The 209-nt window shown below is 37.3% G+C and carries 1 pseudogene; it reads right to left on the bottom strand.

The window, feature by feature from the left end:
* Nucleotides 1–209: pseudogene (locus GQR38_RS20185) on the bottom strand (HlyD family secretion protein); the annotation flags it as partial.

Below are 209 nucleotides of genomic sequence, written 5' to 3'. Positions count from 1 at the left end.
ATCTTGTAATGACAATTCCGCTTTAACTTCAACCACACCTAATTTGTCGACTTCAAATAGAACTTCCCCCATTGAAACTGCTTGTGATATTTCAATATTTACTGCTGCAATACGCGCATCAAAGGGTAATGTTAAACGCGTATTGTCTAATTGTCGTTGTGCATCGACTAATAAAGCTTGGTTCACATTTAATTGTGCTTCAGCCACTT

Origin of the sequence: Pseudoalteromonas sp. c7(2019), from assembly GCF_011378625.1 — a bacterium.
In the GTDB taxonomy this organism is placed as follows: Bacteria; Pseudomonadota; Gammaproteobacteria; order Enterobacterales; family Alteromonadaceae; genus Pseudoalteromonas; species Pseudoalteromonas arctica.
This window is presented reverse-complemented; position numbering and strand designations above follow the sequence as displayed.